Source organism: Polynucleobacter sinensis (assembly GCF_001595985.1).
GTDB classification, from domain to species: domain Bacteria; phylum Pseudomonadota; class Gammaproteobacteria; order Burkholderiales; family Burkholderiaceae; genus Polynucleobacter; species Polynucleobacter sinensis.
Map to the genome: position 1 here is coordinate 341,667 of NZ_LOJJ01000001.1, position 24,704 is coordinate 366,370.

Sequence of the window (24,704 nt, forward strand, 5' to 3'; positions counted from 1 at the left end):
AGCGCAATCCCTCCTTCTACGGCAAACAAGATCATTGGGTATTCATCGAGTAAATTGGCGATCATGATTTCAAAATCCAAAGTAATGAGCAACCCTGCTATACGAATTGCCTTTCTTAGTGTATTCGGTTTAGGGCTTGCCAGCTTAATCGCAGGATGCTCCACACCCTCAACTCGAGCTGGCTATCGTGCCAGTGGCAGTGCTCCTGCTTCATATAGCTCACCAATTGCCAGTTTTAAATCGGCTTCTTGGGAAAATTTACCAGGGTGGCAAGAGGACAACCTCACGCAGGCCTGGCCAGCATGGCTAAAAAGCTGCGAAGCATTGCGTAAACGCAGCAGTGAGATTAATTGGCGTCAAGTTTGCGCGCAAGCTGGAAGTGTCTCTGCGCGGGATGGTCAGGCTATTCGTCAATATTTTGAGGCAAACTTCCTGGTTTATGAGGTTCGAAATACCGCCTCAAGTAGCGAGACTGGCTTAATCACTGGGTATTATGAGCCCGTAATGAACGGCTCTCAAAGTCGCACCGCAACTTATACAGTGCCTTTGTATGGCCTTCCCAGCGCGTGGAAGGGGGCTAAACCAAATCCAGCACCAGCGCGTGCAGAATTGATGAGTTCTGGGGTCTTAAAGGGGTCTGAGATTGCCTGGGTACAAGATCCTGTAGCCGCCGCCTTTATGCAAATTCAAGGTTCTGGAAAGATCCGTCTTGAGGATGGACGTGTTTTACGTTTAGGCTATGCCGGAACTAACGATCAGCCATTTAAGTCATTCGCTCAGTGGTTGCTCGACCGTAAAGAAATTACTCGTAGCGAGGCAACCATGCAGGGGATTTCTGCTTGGGCAAGACGTAACCCTGGGCGAGTAGAGGAAATGCTCAACGCAAACCCTCGATTTGTATTTTTCAAAGAATTGCCGGGTAATGTTAGCGCTGATCTTGGGCCGAATGGTGCCTTAGGTGTGCCTTTGACTGCCGAGCGCAGTATCGCAATTGATTTAAAAGCTCTGCCATTGGGGGCGCCAGTATTTTTAAGCACAACCAAACCACTAAGTAGTCAAGCTTTACAAAAGCTAGTGATGGCTCAGGATACTGGTAAAGCCATTGTCGGTGGCGTGAGGGCAGATTACTATTGGGGTTCGGGAGATTCCGCTGGAGAGTTGGCGGGGCGCATGAAGCAGGATGGCAGGATGTGGCTATTGTTGCCGCGCTGATTCAATAATATTTGAAAGGTATCGATGACTTACAACACCATTTTGACTGAGGTAGATGGCAAGGTTGCCGTGATTACCTTAAATCGCCCACAAGTACTAAATGCTTTAAATGATGAGTTAATGGATGAGTTAGGAGCGGCCTTATTGGGCTTTGATGCTGATGACAATATTGGTTGCATCATCGTTACTGGAAGTGAAAAAGCGTTTGCAGCTGGGGCTGATATTGCCACAATGGCAAAGTATGGATTTCATGATGTTTATCGCGGAGACTTCATTACCCGTAATTGGGAAGAAATGAAAAAAGTCCGTAAACCAGTCATTGCAGCGGTGTCAGGTTATGCGCTTGGTGGTGGATGTGAATTGGCGATGATGTGTGACACGATTATGGCTGCAGATAGTGCTAAGTTTGCACAGCCTGAAGTTAAGCTCGGAATTATTCCTGGCGCCGGGGGTACGCAACGTTTGCCACGCGCTGTCTCTAAAGCCAAGGCAATGGATCTTGCATTGACCGGTCGCATGATGGATGCAGCCGAAGCAGAGCGCGCTGGATTGGTCGCTCGTATTTTCCCTCAAGCGGATTTATTGAGGGAAGTCAAAGCGATTGCAAAAACGATTGCCGATATGCCCTTACTTACAGCAATGATGGTTAAGGAGGCGATTAATACAGCCTATGAAACAACACTCTCAGAAGGTATTCATTTTGAGCGTCGCTTGTTCCATGCCTGTTTTGCGACCGACGATCAAAAAGAGGGTATGGCTGCGTTTATGGAAAAACGCCCAGCTAAATTTACTAACTCTTAAAAGTTAGGCTGGAGCTTGTTCTAAATAGCGTTGAGCTAATTTCACCCAATAGTTCACTCCCACTGGAATCAATGCGTCATTGAAGTCATAGGAGGGATTGTGAAGATGGCATGGGCCCATCCCATGTCCTGCTGCGCGGTGATCGCCATCACCGTTTCCTAGGAAAACATAGCAACCAGGTTTTTCAAGCAACATAAAGGCGAAATCTTCGGCGCCCATGGTTGGGTCAACACACGTATTGACGTTTTGCTCGCCTACTAACTCGCACATCACCTTGCTGGCAAACTCCACTTCATTTTCATGATTAATCAGTGGTGGATAGTTTCTAGAGAAGCTCACTTCAGCCTGGCAGTCAAATGCGCATGAAACATTATGAGAAATTTCTCTTAAGCGCTGCTCGATTAAATCAAGAACTTCAATAGTGAAAGTGCGAACCGTCCCACCAATAAAAGCGCTATCCGGAATGACATTGCTTGTTTCGCCTGCATGAAATTGTGTGACTGATAAAACTGCTGCATCCACAGGACGTTTATTTCGAGTGATTATGCTTTGCAGGGCTTGCACGACTTGCGCACCCGCAAGTACGGGGTCAGCACTATTGTGCGGCAGGGCGGCATGTCCACCTTTCCCACGAATCGTAATTTCAAAAGTATTGCTTGAGGCCATCATTGGGCCTGAGGTAACGCCAAAATGACCTTCTGCAAACCCTGGCCAGTTGTGTAAACCAAAAACAGCATCACAGGGGAATTGTTTGAAGAGACCGTCATTGATCATCTCTTGCGCGCCAGCACCACCTTCTTCCGCAGGCTGAAAAATAAAAATGACGGAACCTTTGAAATCACGATGATTGGAAAGATATTGAGCCGCACCCAATAACATTGCTGTATGACCATCATGGCCGCAGGCATGCATCTTCCCGGGATTCTTTGAGGCGTGCTCAAAGGTATTGTGTTCTTGCATGGGCAATGCATCCATATCTGCGCGTAGCCCAACCATCTTTCCAGGGCCTAGATCGCCATCAAGCTTGCCCACTACACCCGTTTTTCCTAGCCCTCGATAAACCGTGATGCCCCAGCTAGAGAGCGCCTCAGCCACAAGATCGGAAGTGCGGTTTTCTTCAAAACGTAATTCAGGATGCGCATGAATATTGCGTCGAATTTCTTGGATGGTTGATGCGGAGTCGATGATTTCTGGGAGTAATCGCATAACTTCATCTTATCTGAATTTAATCTGGAAGCCTTATGTGCTGTGCAGCAAAAAGCAGTGCGTCAATGGAATAGGGCGCATGCTCTGATTTTTGATGTTGCTTTGGTAATGTAGGAAGAAGCCCTAAAAACGGCGCGAATATTCTTTCTTTGAGAGTTTCTAAGTTTTCCTCAAGAAAAGGCATTTCTTCAGAAAGGGTATTTGCAATCCATCCTGCAATAGGGAGTTGGCGAGATTGAATCGCCTCACAGGTGAGAAGGGCATGGTTGATGCATCCTAAGCGCATACCCACCACCAAGATCACTGGCAAATCCATTGCTTGAGCCAAATCACCCAAATCTTCTTGTGGATTGAGTGGCACTAAAAATCCACCGGCGCCCTCGACTATGATGGAGTCGAAACGCTCACCAGCGTCTTCAAGTGCATTTAGGATGAGGGCGCAATCTAGTTGTACTCCCGCCTTGTTGGCTGCTAAATGGGGGGCAATCGCCTCATCTAAAACATAAGGGCAAAGACTGTCTTGATCATGGGTGAATCCTGATGCGAGCCTTAAGGTTTCAATATCTTCATTGAGTTTTTGGCCGCTCGAGTCAATATATGTTCCTGCGGCAACTGGCTTAAAGCCTGATGCATTCAGTCCAGCCTCTTTCAGTTTCAGAATAAGGGCACCACTAACTAAAGTCTTTCCAACTTCGGTATCAGTTCCTGTTACGAAATAGCTGGTTGTCAGAGTCAAGATTGATGTTTTCTTTCTACCGTTTGCTCAATCATCTTTAAAGTTTGCATGAGTTCGCGCAAGTCATTCTCACTATGATTTGCTGAAAAGGTAATCCGCAAGCGAGAACTTCCTTCGGGAACTGTGGGGGGGCGAATCGCTGGAATCCAATACCCTGCCTCATCTAGTAGTTTAGCTGCCAATAATGCATTGGCATTACTCCCTAAAATCACTGGTTGAATTGGAGTTGAGGATTGTGATTTTTCCCAGCTAGAAAAATTCATTTCTGTTTGCCAAATCTGAATTAGTCGATTCAATTGTTTGCGACGAGCAGCGCCTTCATCACCCTCTATCAAATTCAAACTGCTTAGAAGTGTATGGGCAATTGCAGGTGGTGTTGCAGTGCTGTAAATATAGGGGCGCCCTTTTTGAATAAGCCACTCTATAAACTGCGCTCCTGAGCAGATAAATGCGCCACTCACACCTGCTGCTTTTCCCAAAGTGCCAATGTAGACAATCCGTTCTGAACACACATCAAATTGCTCAAGAATGCCATGCCCATATTTTCCCAAAATACCAAAGCCATGCGCGTCATCTATCAATAGCAGGGCATCATATTCTTGAGCAATTTCAATAAGTCGTTTTACTGGAGCAAGATCTCCATCCATACTAAATACGCCATCAGTGACAAGTAATTTCAGAGAATGCGTATCCTTCTGAAGAGCTTCCTGAAGCGAATCTAGGTTTTGATGATCAAAGAGGGTGACAACAGCCTTTGTTTGCGCGCTGGCTAGTCGAACTCCATCGATAATTGATGCATGATTGAGTCTTGCTGAGTAAATGCTGACATCGCCTGACGCAGCAAGTCTGGCTAAACCAGTAATGGCATTGATATTGGCAAGATAGCCAGTACTAAAGAAAAGGGCGCGGGCATTTGGTATGTGCTTGCTTTCACATTCTGCTAATTTTTTTTCTAGCAACTCATGTGCAATGCTATGGCCGCTAATAAGGTGGGATGCTCCACTACCTACTCCATAGCGTTCGGCACCCTGAGAAAGTGCATTGATTAAATCAGGGTGATTAGCAAGGCCTAGGTAGTCATTGCTACAAAATGCTTTAAGTGTTCTCTGGCCCACATTTGCTTTAACGTCGCAGGGGGATTTTGTAATACGTAACTTCCGTTTAAGAAGTTGCGCATCTAGACCTTCGATCTGGTCATGAGCCATTCTCAACGCATTAAAACTATTTTTCACGCTAACACCTGATCTAAGGCACGCTTTAACGATGCCCCCATTTCGATGGTTTCATTTGAGCTCAGAATATAGGGCGGCATGACATAAATCGTATTGCCGATTGGTCTAATGAGGATTCCCTGTCGCAGGCTTGCCGAAAACATGTCACGTGGGAAAGTGCTGGGGTTCTTAAGTGACTCATGTTTGATATCAAACGCGAGAATCATTCCTTGTTGACGCCAATGTTCAATTCGCGGATCTGTTTTTGCCCAAGCGAATGCTGTTGATAAATCTTGGCTGCGTTCAATATTCTTTTCTAGAACCGCTTCGCTTTCAAAGATATCTAAACAAGCAAGCGCTGCTGCGCATGCCAATGGGTTGCCTGTATATGAGTGTGAATGTAAGAAGCCTTGTTGTGTTTGATCCCCATAAAAAGCACGATAAATTTTATCGGTTGTCATACACAGCGATAGGGGTAGGTATCCTCCACTAATGCCTTTAGACAAAGTTAAAAAGTCTGGCCAGATGCCTGCGTGCTCACATGCAAAAAACTTTCCGGAGCGACCGCAGCCTACCGCTATTTCATCGGCAATGAGGTGAATATCAAAGCGATCACATAGCGCTCTGACTGAGCGAAGATATTGTGGGGAGTGCATCGCCATTTGTCCAGCGCATTGCACAAGTGGCTCAATGATGATTGCTGCAATATTGCGATGTTCAGTTTCTAGTAATTGCTCTAGTGCCTTGGCCGCTCTGATTGCTACGTCTTCCGCAGATTCTCCTGCTTGTGCTTTTCGGAAATCTGGAGAGGGTGTGGTGAATACATCTTGCAATAGTGAGCCGTATGCTTCTCGAAAGATGGCGACATCGGTTACCGCTAGTGCGCCTAGTGTTTCTCCGTGATAACCATTTTCTAAACAAACAAACTTTTTCTTTTCTGGCTTTTGATTCAGTCGCCAAAAGTGATGACTCATCTTCAGTGCGATTTCTACTGCAGAAGCGCCGTCTGAGGCGTAGAAGACATGACCTAAATGATCATTTGTCAAAGCAGCCAGTCTTTCGGAAAGCTCAATAACTGGGGGGTGGGTAAATCCAGCGAGCATGACATGCTCAATTTTTTCAAGCTGATCACTGATTGCCTGATTGATCTGCGGATTGGAGTGACCAAACAAGTTCGTCCACCAAGAGCTGATGCAATCTAGCAGCATGTTTCCATTTTCATCATAGAGCCAGGCTCCCTTGCCTTTGGTGATGGCAATTAATGGCAAGGTCTCGTGATGCTTCATCTGGGTACAGGGGTGCCAAACGGCATCAAGGCTACGCTTAACCAGAGGCGATGGATTTGAGTCGGAAATAACCTTCATGTTTGGTATTTGACCACTAGTTTTTCCTAATTTAGGCCTGTATCTGTTATGTTTATGTCTTGATTTGACTTATTTTTCGGAATTCGACCATGCAGGCAGCCCAAACCACTGAAAAACCCCTTACCCAATTTAAATCCAAAGCGGATTTGCCTAGTGGTTTAAACGCAGGGCTACATGCTCCTAGCACCTGGACGGTGGCTCAGATTGAAGCGCTTTTTGCCCTACCTTTCAATGAGTTAATGTTTAAGGCTCAAGAGGTCCATAAGGCAAATTTCCCTGATGGCGATGTGGAATTAGCAACCTTGCTCTCAATTAAGACGGGCGGCTGCCCTGAGGATTGTGGCTATTGTCCGCAAGCTGCGCGTTATGACACCGATGTCAAAGCTAATAAATTGATGGATTTGGATGAAGTGCTAGAGGCGGCTAAGGCCGCTAAGGCTGCTGGATCGAATCGTTTTTGCATGGGTGCAGCTTGGCGAGAGCCCAAAGATCGTGACATTGAGAAGGTTGCGGCCATGATCAAGGGTGTAAAGGCTTTAGGTCTTGAAACTTGCGCCACTCTAGGGATGCTCGAGGCTGATCAGGCTCAGGCCTTACAGGAAGCTGGTTTGGATTTCTATAACCATAACCTAGATACCAGCGAAGATTTCTATCGCTCAGTGATTTCTACTCGAGGCTATCAAGATCGTTTGGATACGATTTCGAATGTGCGCGCTGCAGGAATGTCAGTATGTTGCGGTGGCATTGTGGGTATGGGTGAATCACGCGAGCAGCGTGCAGCATTTTTAGCGCGTTTGGCTAATTTAAGTCCTTATCCTGAGTCTGTTCCTATTAATCATTTAGTGCCTGTTGCAGGCACTCCTTTGGAGGATCAGAAGCCACTTGATCCCTTGGAGTTTGTCAGAACCATCGCTGTTGCTCGCATTACGATGCCGCGGGCTCGGGTGCGTTTATCCGCTGGTCGCCAAGAGTTAGGCAGAGCAGTTCAAGCAATGTGTTTTCAAGCTGGCGCCAATTCGATTTTCTATGGTGAGCAACTACTCACTACCGGTAATCCCGAGGCGGAGCAAGACCTTGAGCTTTTAGCTGAGCTTGGATTAAAGACTAAACAAAGCTGTAAGGCAGAGGTTTTGGTCTAAGGGATTTGGCCTTATGGCGCTGATTGATCGCCTCATTATTGAGTTTGATACGGCTCTTCGCTCAGTGGTTGGGGGGGCAAATGCGCATCGCCCAACTCCGGGATCAGAGGTTGAGTCTGGGGTTTCAATGGATGCAAAAGAGCGCGCACATGCTGCGGGATTGATGCGGGTTAATCACGTGGGCGAAGTGTGTGCTCAAGCGCTCTACCAATCTCAAAAATTAGTCGCTCGTAACCCTGAAATTCGTCAGATGCTCGATCACTCTGGACAAGAGGAAATGGATCATTTGGCTTGGTGTGAAGCGCGGCTTCAAGAGCTGGGCTCTCATACCAGTTACCTTAATCCAATTTGGTATGCAGGATCCTTTGCAATTGGCTTAGCTGCTGGCTTGGCGGGCGATCGCTGGAGTTTGGGATTTGTCGCTGAAACTGAAAAGCAGGTTGAAAATCACCTGGAAAATCATCTTGCACAACTCCCACAACAGGATCAGCGTTCTCGTGCCATTGTTGATCAAATGCGGATCGACGAAATTGAGCATGGAGAGGCCGCTATTTTGGCGGGCGGGGCAGTATTGCCGGAATCGATTAAGAAGGCAATGCAAGCGGTCTCAAAAATAATGACAAGCACTGCTTACAAAATTTAGATTTAAATTATTTTTTAATGCGTTTTTATTTAATATACTGTTTATCGATACAGTATATTTATCCATTAATTAGCTAAATAGCTAAGACCTATTCTTAAGTATATTTTCCAAGCCGTTGTTTCAAGTAGCATTTTTATGATCACCATTTTGTGAACACATCTCGCTAAGTGTTTGTAATCACTAGGGAATTTCCTAAAAAATTACCCAAAAACACTTGACCCTCTTATTGCGATCCTCTAAAGTGGGAGGAAGTGTGAAAAAGTGGGGTAAATGGTGTTTCAAGGTGCGTCAGCTCTCAATTTGGATGCAAAAGGCCGCATGTCTGTGCCGGCAAAGCATCGTGACGCCTTGTTGGTTCAAGGTGAGGGTCGAATTACGCTCACCAAGCACCCTGATGGATGCCTCCTTTTATTTCCTCGCCCTGAGTGGGAGGCCTTTCGTACGCGCGTGGCTCAATTGCCGATGGATGCTCATTGGTGGCGTCGAATTTTCTTGGGAAATGCTGCGGAAGTCGATCTAGATAGCGCAGGAAGAATTTTAGTGAGCCCAGAGCTACGTGCAGCTGCAGGCATTGAAAAAGAAGTGATGTTGCTGGGAATGGGTAGTCATTTGGAGTTGTGGGATGCGGCTACTTATGCTGCAAAAGAACAGGCCGCTATTGCGCAAGGCATGCCTGAAGCATTGAAACAATTTAATTTTTGATGACAGGGTGCCATGAACATAACTCATCGCCCAGTGTTACTGGCCGAGGCGGTGACGGCGCTGATCAGTGGCCCACTCATCACCTCTCCAAAAGCATCAAAAAATCCACTCTTGATCGATGGAACGTTTGGGCGTGGCGGACACACTCAAGCTTTGCTGGCGCAACTCCCTCAGAGCGCACACATGATTTCTTTCGACAAGGATTTGGATGCCATAGCAGTCGCTCAAAAGATCAACGATCAGAGATTGCATATCGTGCACGACAGTTTTGCGCAAATGGATCAATATGCGGAGCCAGAATCAGTCGATGGAATTTTGTTGGATCTGGGAATCAGTTCCCCGCAAGTCGACGAAGCGCACCGCGGTTTTTCCTTTCGCAAAGATGGGCCGCTCGACATGCGTATGAATACAGATCATGGATTAACTGTGGCTGAATGGTTAGAGCAGGCACCACAAGAGGAAATCGCACGCGTGATTAAGGTTTACGGCGAAGAACGTTTTGCATCTCAAATCGCTAAGGCTATCGTGGCTAAACGAGAGGCAGGCTTACCCCCAAAAACTACTACGCAATTAGCTACTTTGGTTGCGAGTGTTGTGCGTACTAGAGAAGTGGGTCAAGATCCAGCAACAAGAACCTTTCAAGCATTACGGATATTTATTAATCGTGAGCTAGAAGATTTAGAGCTTGGCTTAAAGGCTGCTTTGAGATTGTTAAAGCCAGGGGCTCGGTTAGCGGTAATCAGCTTCCATTCATTAGAAGATCGCATTGTGAAGCAGTTTCTTCAGGCGAATGCAAAAGTGGAGGTGCCGCGTGGATTGCCAGTGCGCGATAGGGATTTGCCGCAAAGCGCTTTAGAAATTATTGCTCGTATAAAGCCGAGCGATGAAGAGGTGCGCGAGAATCCACGTGCACGTTCTGCAATTATGCGAGTGGCTCAAAAGCGTTTAGGAGTAATGGCTTGAATCGCGCGACGCTAACATTGCTCCTATTGCTATTAGTATGCGCATTATCTTTGGTGGCCGCACAACAGCGCGCGCGTAAATTATTTATAGCCCTTGAGCGCGCACAGATACAAGAGCGAAAACTTAATCAAGATTGGTTGCGTCTTGAATATGAGCAACGCAATTTATCAAAGTCAGCCCGTATTCGAGATGTTGCTCGCAATCAGCTGCGCATGGTTCCAATTTCTCCTGAGCGTACTTTGTATTTAAAGGAGGCTAGATGAGGCCGGTAGGTTTTTCAACTACGCCGAATTTAGTATTGCGTCTGCCAATGTGGCGGTCACGCCTGATGCTGTTCATGCTGTTCTTTGTATTCATGTTGCTTCTAATCCGTGCATTTTGGATTCAAGGCCCAGGAAATGCATTTTATGAAGCTAAAGGTGTTCGTGGCACGCAACGTGAATTAGAGCTGCCTGCTTCCCGCGGAAAAATCTTAGATCGCAATGGTCAGGTTATCGCTACTAGTCTGGAGGCGAAGTCTGTTATTGCCTATAACGACACAGTGCCCGATGATTTATCGGCTGAAAAAATTCATAAGTTAGCTTCTTTGTTGCAAATTAGCGAGGCTGAATTACGGAAAAAACTGAAGGAAGAAAGAAAGCAGATTTTCTTAAAACGCCAGGTTGATCCAGAGGTTGCACAGCAAATTAAGCAGTTAGAAATTCCTGGCATTGGTTTGAATAATGAGTACCGTCGCTTCTATCCTGAGGGAGAGGCGATGGCTCACGTAGTTGGTTTTACAAACGTTGAAGATCGTGGTCAGGAGGGTATGGAGCTCTCGAGAGAAAAAGAGTTGGCTGGCCACCCAGGTGCACGTCGAGTTGTGGTTGATCGTTTAGGTCGAGTTGTAGAGGATGTCGCTATCTTGCAGTTGCCGCAAAACGGTAAAGATCTACAACTTTCAATCGATAGCAAAATTCAGTTTCTTGCGTATAACGCGGTTAAAAATGCGGTGGAGCAACACCATGCAAGTGCTGGTGGGGCCGTAGTGTTGGATACGCAAACTGGAGAGATTTTGGCTTTAGCTAACTATCCAAGTTACAACCCAAATGATCGCAAGAAGTTAACCGGTGAGCAATTGCGCAATCGCGTCTTGACGGACACTTTTGAGCCCGGTTCAACAATGAAGCCTTTAACTGTGGCGATCGCATTAGAAAAAGGGGTTGTCAATCCCAATACCAATATGGCGATTGGCGCTAAATATTTAGTGGGCCCTAAACCTATTACTGACACCCATCCTTATGGCAATTTAACGGTTGCTCAAATTATTCAAAAGTCGAGCAACATCGGTACCGCTAAGATTGCGATGAATAATCTTTCGGCCGAAGAGATGTGGAATTTTTATACCTCCGTTGGCTTGGGCCAGTCGCCGAAGATTGGTTTCCCAGGCGCGGTAGCGGGTACTGTTCACCCATACAAAAAATGGATGCCTACTGATCAAGCGCGCATTGCATTTGGATATGGTATTTCAGCATCACTTTTTCAGGTGGCTCGCGCATACACCATCTTTGCGCGCGATGGCGAATTAGTACCGTTGACAATTGAGCGTAGCCCAAGCTTTAAGCCTGGAACTCATGTGATCTCGCCAAAGACTGCGCTTGAAATGCGCAGCATGATGGAGTCGGTCACCGAGCCTGGAGGAACAGCGATCAAGGCGCAAGCAGAGGGTTACCGTGTTGGCGGTAAAACTGGAACCGCTCACAAATTGGTAGGTAAGGGCTATGGAAATAAGTATCGAGCCTACTTCGCGGGACTCGCACCAATTAGTGCCCCACGTATTGTTGTTGCTGTGATGATTGATGAGCCAACGGGTGGCAGTCATTATGGTGGGGATGTAGCTGCGCCAGTGTTTTCTACTATCGTGAGTGAAACATTGCGCACCTTAAATGTGCTGCCTGATAGCAATAAAAAGCAAATGGCATTACAGGACAAAGAGACGGCTGATATTCAAAGTGCTTCAGCTAAAGTCCAGCCAGCGGTTTTGAAAAGATGATGGTGATCATGAATTTAGAACCCCATCTATTAATCCCCCATTTACGTGGCGTCACTTTACCTACTGCAAAAATGTGTGCAGATAGCCGCCAAGTTGTTGCCGGGGATATATTCCTTGCTTACCCTGTTGGTCATGGCACTGCTTTTCGTGATGGGCGTGATTACATTGCCGCGGCCTTAGAGAAAGGTGCAGCAGCAGTTGTATTTGATCCTGCAAATGGAATTGCTCACGAGTATTTAGATCATCCACAATGCATTGCGATTGAAGGATTGGCAGTTTTAGCGGGTAAGCTTGCTGCTCAATGGTATGACTATCCAAGTAAGCAGTTAAATGTCATCGGGGTTACGGGTACAAATGGCAAGACTAGTGTGACTCAATGGTTGGCACAAGCATTAGATCAACCGGATAGTCGGACTGCGGTACTTGGTACTTTGGGCACCGGGTTCCCTGGCGCGCTCATTCAAACTGGCTACACAACGCCTGATGCTTCTCGCTTACAGACTCAGCTCAAGGAGTTATTGGATGTAGGTACACATCAAATTGCGATCGAAATTTCATCGCATGCTCTTGATCAAGAGCGTATCGCAGGTTTAGATGTCCATTGTGCCGTATTAACGAACTTGACCCAAGATCATTTGGACTATCACGGTACGATGGCTGAGTACGCTCAAGCAAAAGCAAAGCTTTTTTCGCGACCTGGTCTTAAGCACGCTGTCATTAATTTTGACGATGCATTTGGACGAGAGCTTGCAATGCAGTTGCTTGCCGCCAATCAATTGCAAGTATGGGCTTACGCGTTAAATAAAGATGCTTTTTTTGGATTTGACAAGTTTAGAGATCGCTTAAAACGTTGTTACGTTAAAAGTAGTGTGATTACTTCAACTGGGTATGACGCAGTATTTGGCGATGATGGATCAGATTCGGGAGTGATGCATCTTCCAGTGCTGGGCCAATTTAATTTGAGTAACTGCTTAGCGGTTTGGACGGTGCTGTTGACCCAGGGCTTAAGCCCTGATGAAGCTGCTCGGCGTATGAAAAAGCTCAATCCAGTTTCAGGACGCATGGAAATTATTCGTCTTAGCAAGACCCAGAGAGCCGAGGGCCCATTGGTTGTGGTTGATTACGCACATACTCCTGATGCGCTTACTAAGGCACTACTTGCTTTGCGCCCAGTCGCAGAGCAAAGAGGGGGAAAAGTATGGTGTGTGTTTGGTTGTGGCGGAGACCGTGACGCTGGTAAGCGTCCCCAAATGGGGCGAGTGGCGCAAGAGTTTGCTGATCAAATAGTGATCACAAGCGATAACCCCAGGTCTGAAGAGCCTACAGCAATCATCAAAATGATTCAGGCTGGAATGACTACAGATGAAAAACAAATCCAGGTAGTCTCTGACCGTGCAGCGGCAATCATGGCAGCAGTGCGTCATGCTGACATCGCAGACGTCATCTTGGTTGCTGGCAAAGGGCATGAGGCCACTCAAGAGATTAAAGGTAAGAAGTTTGATTTCTCCGATCAAGAGCATATTCGTTTAGCTGCAGGGGGTGGCATCTGATGTCAAGGATGACAACACTGGCTAAAGTGCATGCAATGTTGCCGGGAAGTAATCTGCTCAATATTTCTATTGAAGATGCGCAAGCATTGGTGCTTTCTAAAGTCGGTACTGATAGCAGACAGATTGAACAAGGTGAATTATTTGTTGCTTTAATTGGCGAGCGTTTTGATGCCCATAATTTCTTGCTTGATGTTGCTCAATCTGGGGCGGCAGCCGTATTAATCAGTAGGTCAGATGCATGCCCCCCTAATTTTCCTGCTCTTTGTGTACCTGACACCAAGGCGGCATTGGGTTGCTTGGCAAAAGCGTGGCGTTCTGAATTTGCTATACCTGTTGCGGTAGTTACTGGATCTAATGGCAAGACTACCGTTAAAGAAATGATTGCCTCAATCTTTAAGGCAGCCGTAGGAGAATCAAATACTTTGGTAACTCAGGGTAATTTCAATAACGATATTGGCTTGCCACTGACTTTGTTGCGCATGCGCCCCAATGATCGTTTGGCAGTGATTGAGCTCGGTATGAATCATCCTGGAGAAACTGCTGAATTAGCGGTAATTGCTCAGCCTACGATTGCCCTCATTAATAATGCTCAGCGCGAACATCAAGAATTTATGGCAACTGTTGAGGCGGTCGCAGAAGAGCATGCAGCTGTTCTTAGCGCTCTCCCATTAAATGGTGTTGCAGTATTTCCAGCAGGCACGAAATTTTCCGAACTCTGGCGCCAAGCGGCCGCAGGTCGAAAAGTGATTGATTTCGATTTAGCTTCTAAGGGCGAGTCCAGCAATGCTGCTGTAATTGGGCATTTATTGGCAGATGGAAAACTACAAATTCAGGCTGAACAAGATCAAATAGATGTTCAATTAAATACGCTGGGTGCTCATAATCTTCGAAATGCGCTTGCTGCTTCTGCTATTGCATTGGGGGCGGGGCTCAGTTTGCAAAATATTCAAGATGGATTGCAGTCTTTCGCGCCAGTAAATGGTCGAATGCAGGCCAAACAAGTAAATGCGCGCATTACTCTAATTGACGATAGCTATAACGCTAATCCAGATTCAGTTAGGGCTGCGATTGATGCGCTTTATCAGTCGGGTAACTTATCTTGGCTAGTTCTTGGGGATATGGGCGAAGTGGGTGATCAAGGCCCTGCATTTCATCAAGAGGTTGGCGCGTACGCTGCTGAACGAGGGATTGCTAAGCTATTTGCATTAGGTGCGCAGTGTGAGTTTGCTGTACGTGGATTTAATGCAGTGAAGAAGCAAAAAGATCAATCTATGGATGCGCTACATTTCTTAGAGCTAGATCCTTTGCTGGTAGAGCTCGGTGGCGCTCTCGAGGCTCAATCATCAAATACAACACATTTAGATATTTTGGTTAAAGGTTCCCGTTTTATGCGCATGGAGCGTGTGGTTCAGGCCTTGTTAGAGGAGGCTAAAACATGCTCTTGATATTGGCTCAATGGCTGCAGGATGATTTCGGATTTTTCCGTGTCTTTAATTACATTACGTTTAGAGCGGTGATGGCTACCGTTACTGCGCTTTTAATTGGCTTGGCCGCTGGCCCATGGGTTATTCGCAAGTTGACTGCTTTGAAGATGGGGCAAGCGGTTCGTACTGATGGGCCGCAAACGCATTTAGTCAAATCAGGCACTCCAACCATGGGTGGAGTATTGATTCTCTTAGGTATCTTTATTTCGTGCATGCTTTGGGCTGATCTTAGCAATCGATTTATTTGGATTGTGATGATTGTGACCTTTGGCTTTGGTTTAATTGGTTGGGTTGATGACTATCGCAAGGTCGCTCGTAAAGATCCAAAAGGAATGGCCTCGAGAGAAAAATTCTTTTGGCAAACATTGATTGGTTTATTTGCCGCCATCTATTTAGCATTTTCTGTTTCAGAGGTGAATAACCTCAAAGTATTGCAACTCTTTTTTGATTGGCTAAAGAGTGGCTTTGCTTTGGATTTACCTGCCAAGTCGAATCTACTCATTCCATTCATGAAAGAAATTAGCTATCCATTAGGTGTCATGGGCTTCATTATTTTGAGCTACCTAGTCATAGTGGGCAGTAGTAATGCGGTTAATTTGACAGATGGACTCGATGGCTTGGTGATCATGCCGGTGATTTTGGTGGGTGCCGCATTAGGCGCATTTGCTTATGTCATGGGTAATGCTATTTACGCAAAATATCTCTTGTTTCCTTATATTCCTGGGGCCGGAGAGCTCATGATTTTCTGTGGGGCGATGGGTGGTGCTGGGCTGGCATTTCTTTGGTACAACACTCATCCTGCCCAAGTATTTATGGGCGATGTGGGCGCGCTCGCATTAGGTGGTGCGCTTGGCACTATCGCAGTCATTGTTCGTCAAGAAATTGTCCTGTTTGTGATGGGCGGTATTTTTGTTGCCGAGACCTTTTCCGTAATGCTGCAAGTCTTCTGGTTCAAATTTACTAGGAAGCGTTTTGGCGAGGGTCGTCGCATTTTTAGAATGGCTCCGCTTCATCACCATTTTGAATTAGGTGGTTGGCGTGAAACTCAGGTAGTGGTTCGTTTCTGGATCATCACCATCCTTTTGGTTCTCATTGGCCTCTCCAGCCTCAAATTACGGTAAGCCAAGAATATGCATAATTTAGATCAAGCTTTTGCCAATCCAGCCCTCATCGTAGAGGATGGTTATGTGCAACCTCAAAAGATATTGATTTTGGGCTTGGGTGAATCTGGCTTTGCTATGGCGAAGTGGTGCTTACGTAATGGCGCACAGGTAAGCTTGATTGATACGCGTGATCGCGAGAAGCTTAACGAACGTCAACAAGCTTGGTTGGCAGACCTTGAGTTTTCTGGACTCAAAGAGGTCTGTTTTGGACCGCTTGATGAAGTGTCCCTTAAAGATATCGAGGTCATTGGTATTAGTCCTGGCTTATCACCAATTCAGGAGCCCATTTTGTCGTTCTTAGCTAAGGCGCAGAATCTGAAGATTGATGTTTGGGGGGAGATGGAATTTTTCGCCAGAGCCATAGCAGCCTTAGATCGTATGGCACAAGCGGATCACTCACAATACAAGCCGAAGCTATTGGCCATTACAGGAACCAATGGCAAAACTACCACTACCGCTTTGACCGGTCAGCTATGTGAGCGGGCTGGTAAGCGTGTTGCTGTTGCGGGAAATATTAGTCCCGCTGCTTTAGATAAGTTGATGTCCTGTTTAGATCAAGCTGATCAGGTAGTGGATATGCCAGAGGTTTGGGTATTAGAGCTATCTAGCTTTCAGTTGATTTACACCAGCACCTTTAATGCAACAGCTGCAACGGTATTGAATATCTCACAAGATCATCTTGATTGGCATGGAGATATGCAAGCCTATATTGATGCTAAGGCGAATATTTTTGGCTCAGACACTATTTGTGTTTTGAATCGTGACGACCTATTGGTGATGGGTTTGCTTTCAGAAGAGCAAAAAGCCAGTAGATCAATTGTCACTTTTGGCGCTAACCGCCCAGATGAGCAAGGTGCATTTGGTATTGAGCATGATTTACGTGCTGGCGGAATTGATTGGCTGGTATGGGCTGAGGTGGATGAAGAGCAAGAGCCTCAACCTAAACGTCGTCGTAAATCAGCTGTCGTAGAAGATGAGCCATTGAGGTTGAAGCGTTTGATCCCGGCAGATGCATTACGTATTCGTGGACGTCACAATGCTTTAAATGCGCTAGCAGCTCTGGCCTTAGCAAGGGCCGCAGGTTTACCAATGAATGTTCTTTTGCATGGTTTGCGTGATTACCACGGTGAGCCCCATCGGGTTCAAAGTGTTTCTATCGTGGCTGATGTCGAGTATGTCGATGACAGTAAAGGTACGAATGTGGGTGCGACAGTTGCAGCCCTGAATGGATTGAGTGCAAATGAATCTGGCAAACGGATTTGGTTAATTGCAGGCGGAGAGGGTAAGGGGCAAGATTTCAGCCCTTTACGTGAACCAGCGCTTCGGTTTGTAAAAGGCGTCTTTTTAATTGGCAAGGATGCGCCAATGATTGAGCAAGCCTTAGGTGATTCAGTGCCATGCGTTTTGAGTGAGACTTTGCAAAACGCAGTCCAACAAGCTTCTCAGAAGGCTCAATCTGGCGATATCGTTTTGTTGTCCCCAGCGTGTGCTAGCTTTGATCAATTCAAAGACTATGTGGCGCGTGCCGAAGCTTTTGTTTCTGAGGTCCAAGAGTTGGGAATGCAATTCGAGGGGGCGCATACATGAGTTTGAGGGAAAAATTCTTTCCTGAAAATCGTTTGGGTCTCGGCCGCTTTTGGAATTTTTCAAGAGGCGGTATTGATAATTTCCGTAGTGGTTTGCGCGATGCAGTGTCTGGTGTTGAGCAGACTCGCTCACGCATGATGGATTATGACCAGCTCCTAGTGTGGGCAGTTCTTTCTTTGGCGCTCATTGGTTTGGTGATGGTGTATTCCGCTTCAATCACTTTGGCGGACGGTCCTAAGTATGCTAATTACAGTAGTAATTTTTTCCTCATTCGCCACCTCATTTCTTTAGCGATTGCTATTAGTGTTGCCATTTGGGCATTTAAGATTCCGACGAAAGTATGGGATCGCTATTCCCCTATTATTTTTGGTTTTACTGTACTGCTACTAATTGCGGTTTTGATTCCAGGCGTGGGCAAAGGTGTGAATGGTGCTAAGCGTTGGATTCCGCTTGGCTTGATGAACTTCCAGCCTTCCGAGTTAATGAAATTTGCTGCAGTGATTTTTGCTGCGAGTTATACCGTTCAGCGCCAAGAATATCTTCATTCTTTTGTTAAGGGCATGCTACCAATGGGTATCGCCGTTGCCTTGGTTGGTGGACTATTAATGGCAGAACCAGATATGGGTGCATTTGTCGTAGTTGCCTTAATTGCTTTTGGCATCCTCTTTTTAGGTGGTATTAATGCCAAATTATTTGGTGGCTTGATTTTGGTTGGTTTGCTCAGTGGTGCAATCATGATTGCGCTCTCTCCTTTCCGTCGCGGAAGGATGTTGGCATTCATGGATCCATGGCAAGTGGATAACGCAGCTAATAAAGGCTATCAGTTAACTCACTCTCTGATGGCATTTGGTCGAGGTGAATGGTTTGGTGTGGGCTTGGGAGGTAGCGTTGAGAAGCTCCACTATCTACCTGAAGCGCATACCGACTTCATCATGGCAGTAATTGGTGAGGAGTTGGGATTTGTTGGTGTTGTGGTGATGATCTTCTTGTTTTATTGGATCGTACGTCGCGCATTTTTGATTGGGCGGACTGCATTGCAGCTAGATCGTAGTTTTGCCGGCCTCGCCGCTAAAGGGGTGGCCATTTGGATTGGCTGGCAAGCCTTTATCAATATGGGTGTGAATTTGGGCCTGCTTCCCACTAAAGGATTAACACTGCCTTTAGTGAGTTATGGTGGTTCAGGAATTTTGATGAATGCGGTAGCGGTAGCAATGCTTTTACGCATTGATTATGAAAATCGGATCTTGATGCGGGGAGGTAAGTTATGACCAAGCCCTCCATCTTGATTATGGCTGGCGGTACTGGAGGACATATTTTCCCAGGATTGGCTGTTGCTGAGTATCTGCGTATTTGTGGCTGGAAAGTTTCTTGGCTCGGCAATCAGAGTGGCATGGAATATCGCTTAGTCAAAGCCTGTAATTTTCCATTTGAAGCCGTTGATTTTGGTGGTTTGCGTGGCAAGGGCTTGAAGGCGAAGTTGATGTTGCCATTAAATCTTGCGCGCGCTAGTTTTCAGAGCTGGAAGATTATGCGTCGTCTCAAACCAAGTGTGGTGTTGGGTATGGGCGGATACATTACTTTTCCTGGCGGCTTGATGACTAAGTTCTTGAAAAAACCATTGGTTTTGCATGAAGCAAATTCCGTAGCTGGCAGTGCGAATTTGGCCTTAGCTAAGATTGCGATGCGGACCCTGACCGGCTTTCCTGACACGATGAAGAATGCTGAGTGGGTTGGCAACCCAATCCGTGAAGAATTTGATGCTATTGAGGCGCCGTCTAAACGCTATGAAAAGCGTCGTGGAAATTTAGCTATTTTGGTGGTTGGTGGTAGCTTAGGTGCAGCTGCTTTAAATGAGGCTGTGCCAGCAGCCTTGGCATTAATGGATAAAGAGGCTCGTCCCCATGTGATTCACCAGGCTGGTGATAAGCATTTGGCAGATCTCCAGCAGCGCTATGTCGAGTTGGGTGTAGATGCCGACATTCGTCCATTTATAGATGACATGCCAAGTGCATATGCCCACGCAGATTTAGTCATTTGCCGATCAGGTGCCATGACGGTTTCAGAAATAGCTGCTTGTGGAGTCGCTTCTTGCTTGATTCCATTTCCCTACGCTATTGATGACCATCAAACTGCAAATGCACGCTTTTTGTCAGATGAAGATGCGGCTATTCTGTTGCCGCAATCTGACCTTAATCCACAAGATCTGGCATCTATGATTCAAAACTTTAGTCGAGAAGATCTACAGGCGATGGCAGAGCGTGCGCATGCATTAGCTAAGCCACGAGCAACTCAACGTGTTGCTGAAGTCTGTGCAGATTGTGCGGGAGTAGGTATATGAAGCATATCGTTCAACAAATTCATTTTGTGGGTATTGGTGGTGCCGGCATGAGTGGTATTGCTGAAGTATTGCTGAATTTGGGTTATCAGGTATCTGGCTCGGACTTATCAGAGGGTGCCGCAACCAAACGTCTGAAAGATTTGGGAGCAGTGATTCATATTGGTCATGATCCTAAAAATATTGGCACTGCTGAAGCGGTAGTGATTTCTACGGCGGTAGCCGGAAATAATCCGGAGGTACTGGCTGCTCGCGCAGCGAATGTTCCAGTCATCCAGCGTGCCGTCATGCTCGGTGAGTTGATGCGCCTTAAGCAAGGAATTGCAATTGCAGGTACGCATGGGAAAACCACAACTACGAGTTTGGTTGCTTCAGTCCTTGCTGAGGGCGGCTTAGATCCTACATTTGTGATTGGTGGAAAGTTAAATTCCGCTGGCGCGAATGCGCGACTGGGTCAAGGCGATTTCATTGTGGTTGAGGCTGATGAGTCTGATGCATCTTTCTTGCAGTTATTTCCAGCGATGGAAGTGGTAACCAATATCGATGCTGATCATATGGACACTTACCAGCATGATATGGCGCGCTTAAAGCAAGCATTTGTACAGTTTATTCAGCGTATGCCGTTTTATGGTGTCGCAGTTCTTTGTGTGGATGATGCTAACGTTAGAGACATTATCCCTTTTGTGTCGCAACCAGTCTTGCGCTATGGTTTATCAGAAGATGCGGATATTCGTGCGAGTAATCTTCGTGCTGAAGGTACTCGGATGCGCTTTACAGTTGACCGTAGAACAGTTCGAAGACATGGCAATAAGCCCGGTCGACTAGAGATCGAACTGAATTTACCGGGCTTGCATAACGTTCGTAATGCTCTAGCTGCAATTGGTATCGCAACTGAACTTGGCGTTAGTGATGATGCGATCGTTAAGGCTTTGTCTGAATTTAGTGGCGTGGGTCGCCGTTTCCAAAAGTATGGTGATATTCCATTGACATCTGGTGGTAGCTATACCCTCATTGATGATTATGGCCATCACCCTGTTGAGATGGCCGCTACTTTAGCTGCCGCACGAGGTGCTTATCCAGATCGTCGATTGGTGCTGGCATTCCAGCCTCACCGTTTTACACGTACGCGAGATTGCTTTGGTGAATTCGTCCAAGTCCTTAAGAACTTTGATGCTTTGGTGTTAACTGAGGTCTATCCAGCTGGCGAGGCCAGGATTCCAGGTGCTGATGGACAGAGTCTGCTAAAGGCAGCTGTAGTCGTTAATCAAAATGAGTCATCCTGCCTCAATAGTGCTGAAGTTGCATTTGCATCTACGGTGGCAGAGATGCCCGAGAAATTAAGCGCCTTATTGCGAGATGGGGATGTCTTAATCACTATGGGTGCAGGATCAATTTCTGGCCTACCTCATGTATTGGCGGGGGCTAAGCATGCCTAATAAAAACGAGAAAATGATCCCTTGGGGCGAGCGAGTGAAGCAAGATCTTGCTAACCTCAATGTCAAATCACTTGGTAGAGTCGGCGTCTTATTAGGTGGGCGCTCTGGTGAGCGTGAAATATCTTTGATGTCAGGTGGTGGTGTTCTTGAGGCTCTTCTCTCTAAAGGGGTGGATGCTCATGCATTCGATCCAGGTTTGCGCTGTCCAACAGAGATAGCAAAAGAAAAATTTGATCGTGTATTTATTTCCTTGCATGGTCGCTATGGTGAAGACGGTACGATTCAGGGATTGCTTGAGCTCTTAGGTTTGCCTTATACCGGTAGCGGTGTTTTGGCCTCTGCTTTAGCAATTGACAAAATTGCCACCAAACGAATTTGGTTAAGTAGTGGTCTTTCCACTCCTGAGTTTGAAGAGCTGACAGCAGATAGCGACTGGAATGCTGTAGTTGCACACTTAGGCTTACCTTTAATTGTGAAGCCTGCTCATGAAGGTTCATCCCTGGGGTTAACTAAGGTCAAGTCGGTTGAAGATCTGCCTGCGGCCTATCAACTTGCCGCGGCTATGGATAAAAAAGTGATTGCCGAGACTTGCATTATTGGGGATGAGCTCACTTGCCCATTGGTTGGATTTGGCAATGATGCTGAAGCTTTGCCGGTAATCAAAATCATTCCACCACAGGCCAACTACGATTTCCACAATAAGTATTTCTCTGATGAGACTCAATATTTATGCCCAACTGGCTTGGCGCCAGAGATCAATCTTGCTGTTCAAGAATTGGCCTTAGCCGCTTATCGTGCATTGGGTTGTAAAACATGGGGTCGTGCCGATGTGATGTTGGATCAAAAAACTGGTAAGCCATATCTTCTCGAGATGAATACCTCTCCCGGGATGACTTCGCATTCTCTGGTGCCAATGGCGGCAAAAGCGGCTGGCGTGGAATATGCCGAACTAGTGTTATGGGTGATAAGCCAAACGCTACTGGATAGAGGAGTGACACACGCATGAGTCGTATGAACGCCTTCTTAAGCGGATTTGGTGAAGTATTTGCTTCGCTGGCATCTCCGCTTTGGAATCATCCGCAACGTATGCAAAAGCTCAGTCGTTTCTTGATGCGCTGTTTTACGGCAATGGTATGTATTGGTATTTTGGTTTGGTTAAGTCAGCGTCCGGTCTTTGCTTTGCGTCAAATTGTGATTGAGCCAATTTCTGGCCAAACCCTTAAACACATCAATAAACCTGTTGTGAAGCAGCAAGTTTTAGACACCGTTCAGGGTAACTTTTTCAGCGTTAAGTTGGAAGATGTAAAGCGTGGTTTCGAATCGATGCCATGGGTGCGTCATGCCAATGTTCGTAGAGTCTGGCCCAATGGGCTAGTTGTCAGTATTGAAGAGCAAAAGCCATTTGGAACTTGGGGTGGCGCTGATAGTCACACCTTGATGAATAACCATGGGGAGTTATTTTCAGGGCGCGCATCCGATGTTGGTGAGGGTATTCAACTAATTGAGTTTCATGGGCCAGAGGATGCCAGCAAAGAGGTGATGCGTTTATACGAAAAAGCCAATACTTGGTTTAAGCCTTGGAGTGCGGAAGTGAAAAGTTTGACCTTGTCGGAGCGTTATGCATGGCACGTCAAGCTTTCAAATGGAATGAAGATTGAATTTGGTAGGGACGAAGAAAATTCAGACAAGACATTAACTGAAGATCGCGTAGCGCGCCTTTTTAAATATTGGCCTCAAGTTCAAGAGAGATGGGCTAATCGTGTAGATGCAATCGATCTACGTTATGCAAATGGATTTGCAGTGCATCTTGCTTCTGCAGGCCCAAAAAGAAATGAAGTAGATGGCAAGAAAAGTGAGCAGAAGCAATGAGGAATGAGAATGAGTAAAGACAACCGCGATTTATTGGTAGGTTTGGATATTGGGACCTCTAAGGTGGTTGCCTTGGTCGCTGAATTGGCTCCTGATGGTCAATTTAATGTGGTTGGTGTTGGTCAGACTACGTCTAAGGGCTTGAAGAAGGGTGTTGTGGTCAACATAGAGGCCACTGTTCAGTCTATTCAGAAGGCTTTAGAAGAGGCTGAGGTGATGGCTGATCGTCAAATTGTTCAAGTGTTTACTGGTATCGCTGGAAACCATATCGTGAGTTTTAACTCGAGCGGTATGGTCGCCATCCGAGATAAAGAGGTAAGCGCAGGAGATGTAGAACGCGTCTTAGAGACTGCTAAGGCGATTAATATTCCGACCGATCAACAGATCCTTCATATTCTTGTTCAAGAATTCATTATTGATGGTCAGGAAGATGTTCGTGAGCCAATTGGTATGAGTGGCTTACGACTTGAGGTGAAGGTGCATATCGTCACTGGCGCGGTAAGCGCTGCGCAAAATATTGTGAAGTGTGTGCGTCGCTGTGGTCTTGAGGTGAATGATTTAATTTTGCAGCCACTTGCATCAAGTTTGGCCGTTCTCACTGAAGATGAAAAAGAGTTAGGCGTTGTCTTAGTGGATATTGGTGGCGGTACAACGGATATCGCAATTTATTGTCAAGGCTCAATTCGTCATACTGCAGTAATTCCAATTGCGGGCGATCAAATTACAAATGACATTGCCATGGCATTGCGCACGCCGACTATTGATGCGGAAGACCTCAAAATTCAATATGGTATTGCTCGCCAAGATATGGCAGACCCAACAAACATGATCGATGTACCTGGTGTTGGTGATCGTGAGCCACGTCCGATGTCTAAACAGGCATTGGCAGCGGTTATCGAGCCCAGAGTAGAAGAGTTATTTACCTTGGTGAGGGGTGTTGTTCGTGACTCTGGTTATGAAGATATGGTGTCTTCGGGAATCGTGCTCACTGGTGGCACCTCTTTAATGCCTGGAATGGTTGAGCTTGCTGAGCAAGTGTTCTTACGTCCAGCACGTATTGGTACACCCGAGTATCGCGGCCATTTGCATGAAGTTCTAAGAAGTCCACGCTTTGCAACTAGCATCGGTTTATTGATGGAAGGTCAGGCGCAGTTATTGCGTGGCCGTCGAGTATCGCAGTCAGGCGCATTGCAGAGTGTTATCTCGCGCATGAAGGAATGGTTTGCAGGGAATTTTTAAGTTTTTTCGTCGTCGTCAATGTAGTTTGTTTA

22 protein-coding genes are annotated in these 24,704 nt (G+C 46.4%); 18 read left to right on the forward strand and 4 right to left on the reverse strand.

From position 1 onward, the window contains the following. Positions 1 to 63: 63 nt before the first annotated feature. Both mltA and AOB49_RS01925 read left to right on the forward strand, forming a co-directional pair. The gene (mltA, locus tag AOB49_RS01920) at positions 64 to 1,212 is read left to right on the forward strand and encodes a murein transglycosylase A (RefSeq protein WP_062307230.1); all 1,149 of its coding nucleotides are present in this window, start codon (positions 64 to 66) and stop codon (positions 1,210 to 1,212) included. A 24-nt stretch (positions 1,213 to 1,236) separates the two neighbouring features. Continuing rightward, complete coding sequence (locus tag AOB49_RS01925) at positions 1,237 to 2,013, forward strand: enoyl-CoA hydratase (RefSeq protein WP_062307233.1); 777 nt, start codon at positions 1,237 to 1,239, stop codon at positions 2,011 to 2,013. 3 nt (positions 2,014 to 2,016) lie between these two features. On the opposite strand, the gene AOB49_RS01930 is transcribed toward AOB49_RS01925, so the two are convergent. The 4 genes from AOB49_RS01930 to bioA are packed head-to-tail and all read right to left on the reverse strand — an operon-like array spanning position 2,017 to position 6,530. Then, positions 2,017 to 3,219 (reverse strand): M20 aminoacylase family protein, encoded by a 1,203-nt coding sequence (locus AOB49_RS01930; RefSeq protein WP_062307235.1) that lies wholly within the window; start codon positions 3,217 to 3,219, stop codon positions 2,017 to 2,019. Between the two features lie 19 nt (positions 3,220 to 3,238). After that, entirely contained in the window at positions 3,239 to 3,955 is a 717-nt protein-coding gene (gene bioD, locus AOB49_RS01935; RefSeq protein ID WP_062307238.1) for a dethiobiotin synthase, read from the reverse strand. Further along, positions 3,952 to 5,187: an aminotransferase class I/II-fold pyridoxal phosphate-dependent enzyme gene (locus AOB49_RS01940; protein WP_216634594.1), complete on the reverse strand. Its 1,236-nt coding sequence runs from the start codon at positions 5,185 to 5,187 to the stop codon at positions 3,952 to 3,954. The genes bioD and AOB49_RS01940 overlap by 4 nt, the downstream gene beginning before the upstream one ends. After that, positions 5,184 to 6,530 (reverse strand): adenosylmethionine--8-amino-7-oxononanoate transaminase, encoded by a 1,347-nt coding sequence (gene bioA, locus AOB49_RS01945; RefSeq protein WP_062307243.1) that lies wholly within the window; start codon positions 6,528 to 6,530, stop codon positions 5,184 to 5,186. Before bioA ends, AOB49_RS01940 begins: the two co-directional genes overlap by 4 nt. 89 nt (positions 6,531 to 6,619) lie before the next feature. Here bioA and bioB point away from each other — a divergent pair, with 89 nt between their 5' ends. The 16 genes from bioB to ftsA all read left to right on the forward strand — a co-directional run bounded on the left by bioB (position 6,620) and on the right by ftsA (position 24,672). Beyond that, positions 6,620 to 7,669, forward strand: coding sequence for a biotin synthase BioB (gene bioB / locus AOB49_RS01950; protein ID WP_082784013.1), 1,050 nt, complete (start codon positions 6,620 to 6,622; stop codon positions 7,667 to 7,669). A gap of 22 nt (positions 7,670 to 7,691) precedes the next feature. Continuing rightward, positions 7,692 to 8,312, forward strand: coding sequence for a 2-polyprenyl-3-methyl-6-methoxy-1,4-benzoquinone monooxygenase (coq7, locus tag AOB49_RS01955; RefSeq protein WP_407070224.1), 621 nt, complete (start codon positions 7,692 to 7,694; stop codon positions 8,310 to 8,312). A 273-nt stretch (positions 8,313 to 8,585) separates the two neighbouring features. Further along, positions 8,586 to 9,014: a division/cell wall cluster transcriptional repressor MraZ gene (gene mraZ, locus AOB49_RS01960; protein ID WP_062307342.1), complete on the forward strand. Its 429-nt coding sequence runs from the start codon at positions 8,586 to 8,588 to the stop codon at positions 9,012 to 9,014. Between the two features lie 12 nt (positions 9,015 to 9,026). Continuing rightward, on the forward strand, positions 9,027 to 9,977 hold the full coding sequence (gene rsmH, locus AOB49_RS01965) for a 16S rRNA (cytosine(1402)-N(4))-methyltransferase RsmH (protein ID WP_062307247.1): 951 nt from the start codon (positions 9,027 to 9,029) through the stop codon (positions 9,975 to 9,977). Beyond that, on the forward strand, positions 9,974 to 10,240 hold the full coding sequence (gene ftsL / locus AOB49_RS01970; protein WP_062307249.1) for a cell division protein FtsL: 267 nt from the start codon (positions 9,974 to 9,976) through the stop codon (positions 10,238 to 10,240). Before rsmH ends, ftsL begins: the two co-directional genes overlap by 4 nt. Beyond that, complete coding sequence (locus AOB49_RS01975) at positions 10,237 to 12,009, forward strand: peptidoglycan D,D-transpeptidase FtsI family protein (RefSeq protein WP_062307250.1); 1,773 nt, start codon at positions 10,237 to 10,239, stop codon at positions 12,007 to 12,009. The genes ftsL and AOB49_RS01975 overlap by 4 nt, the downstream gene beginning before the upstream one ends. Before the next feature lie 8 nt (positions 12,010 to 12,017). After that, entirely contained in the window at positions 12,018 to 13,559 is a 1,542-nt protein-coding gene (locus AOB49_RS01980) for a UDP-N-acetylmuramoyl-L-alanyl-D-glutamate--2,6-diaminopimelate ligase (protein WP_245640584.1), read from the forward strand. Next, positions 13,559 to 15,004 (forward strand): UDP-N-acetylmuramoyl-tripeptide--D-alanyl-D-alanine ligase, encoded by a 1,446-nt coding sequence (locus tag AOB49_RS01985; protein WP_082784014.1) that lies wholly within the window; start codon positions 13,559 to 13,561, stop codon positions 15,002 to 15,004. The genes AOB49_RS01980 and AOB49_RS01985 overlap by 1 nt, the downstream gene beginning before the upstream one ends. Continuing rightward, positions 14,995 to 16,164: a phospho-N-acetylmuramoyl-pentapeptide-transferase gene (gene mraY / locus AOB49_RS01990; protein ID WP_062307254.1), complete on the forward strand. Its 1,170-nt coding sequence runs from the start codon at positions 14,995 to 14,997 to the stop codon at positions 16,162 to 16,164. Before AOB49_RS01985 ends, mraY begins: the two co-directional genes overlap by 10 nt. Before the next feature lie 9 nt (positions 16,165 to 16,173). Continuing rightward, on the forward strand, positions 16,174 to 17,793 hold the full coding sequence (gene murD, locus AOB49_RS01995; protein WP_062307255.1) for a UDP-N-acetylmuramoyl-L-alanine--D-glutamate ligase: 1,620 nt from the start codon (positions 16,174 to 16,176) through the stop codon (positions 17,791 to 17,793). Then, entirely contained in the window at positions 17,790 to 19,061 is a 1,272-nt protein-coding gene (ftsW, locus tag AOB49_RS02000) for a putative lipid II flippase FtsW (RefSeq protein WP_062307257.1), read from the forward strand. Before murD ends, ftsW begins: the two co-directional genes overlap by 4 nt. Continuing rightward, positions 19,058 to 20,131, forward strand: coding sequence for an undecaprenyldiphospho-muramoylpentapeptide beta-N-acetylglucosaminyltransferase (gene murG / locus AOB49_RS02005; protein WP_062307258.1), 1,074 nt, complete (start codon positions 19,058 to 19,060; stop codon positions 20,129 to 20,131). Before ftsW ends, murG begins: the two co-directional genes overlap by 4 nt. Then, the gene (murC, locus tag AOB49_RS02010; RefSeq protein WP_062307261.1) at positions 20,128 to 21,564 is read left to right on the forward strand and encodes a UDP-N-acetylmuramate--L-alanine ligase; all 1,437 of its coding nucleotides are present in this window, start codon (positions 20,128 to 20,130) and stop codon (positions 21,562 to 21,564) included. The genes murG and murC overlap by 4 nt, the downstream gene beginning before the upstream one ends. Before the next feature lie 13 nt (positions 21,565 to 21,577). After that, positions 21,578 to 22,570 carry a D-alanine--D-alanine ligase gene (locus AOB49_RS02015; protein ID WP_062307345.1) on the forward strand — a complete coding sequence of 331 codons (993 nt, stop codon included), beginning with the start codon at positions 21,578 to 21,580 and terminating at the stop codon, positions 22,568 to 22,570. Further along, on the forward strand, positions 22,567 to 23,433 hold the full coding sequence (locus AOB49_RS02020; protein WP_062307262.1) for a cell division protein FtsQ/DivIB: 867 nt from the start codon (positions 22,567 to 22,569) through the stop codon (positions 23,431 to 23,433). Before AOB49_RS02015 ends, AOB49_RS02020 begins: the two co-directional genes overlap by 4 nt. Before the next feature lie 9 nt (positions 23,434 to 23,442). Then, positions 23,443 to 24,672, forward strand: coding sequence for a cell division protein FtsA (gene ftsA / locus AOB49_RS02025; RefSeq protein ID WP_062307265.1), 1,230 nt, complete (start codon positions 23,443 to 23,445; stop codon positions 24,670 to 24,672). Positions 24,673 to 24,704 lie beyond the last annotated feature (32 nt).

Bases quoted from the DNA above. Each gene is read 5' to 3' on its own strand.
- mltA (WP_062307230.1), top strand. From the start codon at position 64: ATGATTTCAAAATCCAAAGTAATGAGCAACCCTGCTATACGAATTGCC.
- AOB49_RS01925 (WP_062307233.1), top strand. From the start codon at position 1,237: ATGACTTACAACACCATTTTGACTGAGGTAGATGGCAAGGTTGCCGTG.
- AOB49_RS01930 (WP_062307235.1), bottom strand. From the start codon at position 3,219: ATGCGATTACTCCCAGAAATCATCGACTCCGCATCAACCATCCAAGAA.
- bioA (WP_062307243.1), bottom strand. From the start codon at position 6,530: ATGAAGGTTATTTCCGACTCAAATCCATCGCCTCTGGTTAAGCGTAGC.
- bioB (WP_082784013.1), top strand. From the start codon at position 6,620: ATGCAGGCAGCCCAAACCACTGAAAAACCCCTTACCCAATTTAAATCC.
- rsmH (WP_062307247.1), top strand. From the start codon at position 9,027: ATGAACATAACTCATCGCCCAGTGTTACTGGCCGAGGCGGTGACGGCG.
- AOB49_RS01975 (WP_062307250.1), top strand. From the start codon at position 10,237: ATGAGGCCGGTAGGTTTTTCAACTACGCCGAATTTAGTATTGCGTCTG.
- AOB49_RS01980 (WP_245640584.1), top strand. From the start codon at position 12,018: ATGAATTTAGAACCCCATCTATTAATCCCCCATTTACGTGGCGTCACT.
- AOB49_RS01985 (WP_082784014.1), top strand. From the start codon at position 13,559: ATGTCAAGGATGACAACACTGGCTAAAGTGCATGCAATGTTGCCGGGA.
- mraY (WP_062307254.1), top strand. From the start codon at position 14,995: ATGCTCTTGATATTGGCTCAATGGCTGCAGGATGATTTCGGATTTTTC.
- murD (WP_062307255.1), top strand. From the start codon at position 16,174: ATGCATAATTTAGATCAAGCTTTTGCCAATCCAGCCCTCATCGTAGAG.
- ftsW (WP_062307257.1), top strand. From the start codon at position 17,790: ATGAGTTTGAGGGAAAAATTCTTTCCTGAAAATCGTTTGGGTCTCGGC.
- murG (WP_062307258.1), top strand. From the start codon at position 19,058: ATGACCAAGCCCTCCATCTTGATTATGGCTGGCGGTACTGGAGGACAT.
- murC (WP_062307261.1), top strand. From the start codon at position 20,128: ATGAAGCATATCGTTCAACAAATTCATTTTGTGGGTATTGGTGGTGCC.
- AOB49_RS02015 (WP_062307345.1), top strand. From the start codon at position 21,578: ATGATCCCTTGGGGCGAGCGAGTGAAGCAAGATCTTGCTAACCTCAAT.
- AOB49_RS02020 (WP_062307262.1), top strand. From the start codon at position 22,567: ATGAGTCGTATGAACGCCTTCTTAAGCGGATTTGGTGAAGTATTTGCT.
- ftsA (WP_062307265.1), top strand. From the start codon at position 23,443: ATGAGTAAAGACAACCGCGATTTATTGGTAGGTTTGGATATTGGGACC.